General features: G+C 71.5%; 1 protein-coding gene and 1 pseudogene. One reads left to right on the forward strand and one right to left on the reverse strand.

Annotation, left to right across the window (positions count from 1 at the left end; translation table 11 throughout):
• Positions 1-563: pseudogene (locus CVM52_RS27335) on the forward strand (hypothetical protein); the annotation flags it as partial.
• Positions 564-643: 80 nt separating this feature from the next.
• Here the strand turns inward: CVM52_RS27335 and CVM52_RS28175 are convergent.
• A complete protein-coding gene (locus tag CVM52_RS28175; RefSeq protein WP_205965046.1) occupies positions 644-784 on the reverse strand; it encodes an SPOR domain-containing protein in 141 nt (46 codons plus the stop codon).
• Between the last annotated feature and the right edge of the window lie 36 nt (positions 785-820).

Here is an 820-nt window from a genome sequence, read left to right on the forward strand (position 1 = left end):
TGGACTGGGTCGAGCGCATTGCCGGGCGCACCTGCAACCGGGCCGAGGCGCTGCCGGCGCTGACCCGTCTGGCGCGCCGCACCGGTGCCCGCCGCGTGGTGGTATTGGCCGGCGGAGTGCGCGACACCCTGCAGATTCCCGGCGGGATCATCCTGTTGAACCGCGCGCTGATCGAGGATCACGAGGATCCGGCGGTGGTCGCCGGCTATATCCTGGCCGAACGTGTCCGCGCCACCCTGCACAACCCCTTCGCGCAGCTGCTGGCCGATGGTGCGCCGATGACCTCGTTCCGGCTGTTGACCACCGGCGACCTGACGATGGGCATGCTGGACCGCTATGCCGAGCGGATGCTGCTGGCCCCCCGGCCGCCGGTGCCCTCCGAAGATCTGCTGGCCGCCTTCGCCGCGGCCGAGATACCCGCCGCCCCCTATGCCTATGCCCGCGACATCACCGGCGAGTCGGTGCTGGGCCTGATCGAGGCCGACCCGATGCGCGGCCAGGCGGTTCCGCCGGTGCTGCGCGACCGCGACTGGCTGCTGCTGCAAAGCATCTGCGAGACCTGAGTTGCGCCGGCACCCGGCGCTGCCGCAGGCGCACGGGGGATCGATCCCTTTTGCCCAGTTCCTGACCGGAACGAGCCCGCTTACCGCAGGATGCGCGCCGCTTCGAACCCCGCCTGCCGCAGCGTTGCCAATGCTTGTTGCGCCTGGTTTTCCGAAGGGAACGGCCCGGCCAGAACCGCGCTGTAGGCGGCACCGCGATGCCGCGCCCGGCCCAGCTGCATCGGCAGGCCGCGCCGCGCAAAGGCGCGGGCGGTGAC

The organism is Pseudooceanicola lipolyticus (genome assembly GCF_002786325.1).
Lineage (GTDB): Bacteria > Pseudomonadota > Alphaproteobacteria > Rhodobacterales > Rhodobacteraceae > Pseudooceanicola_C > Pseudooceanicola_C lipolyticus.

Bases quoted from the DNA above. Each gene is read 5' to 3' on its own strand.
- CVM52_RS28175 (WP_205965046.1), bottom strand. From the start codon at position 784: ATGCAGCTGGGCCGGGCGCGGCATCGCGGTGCCGCCTACAGCGCGGTT.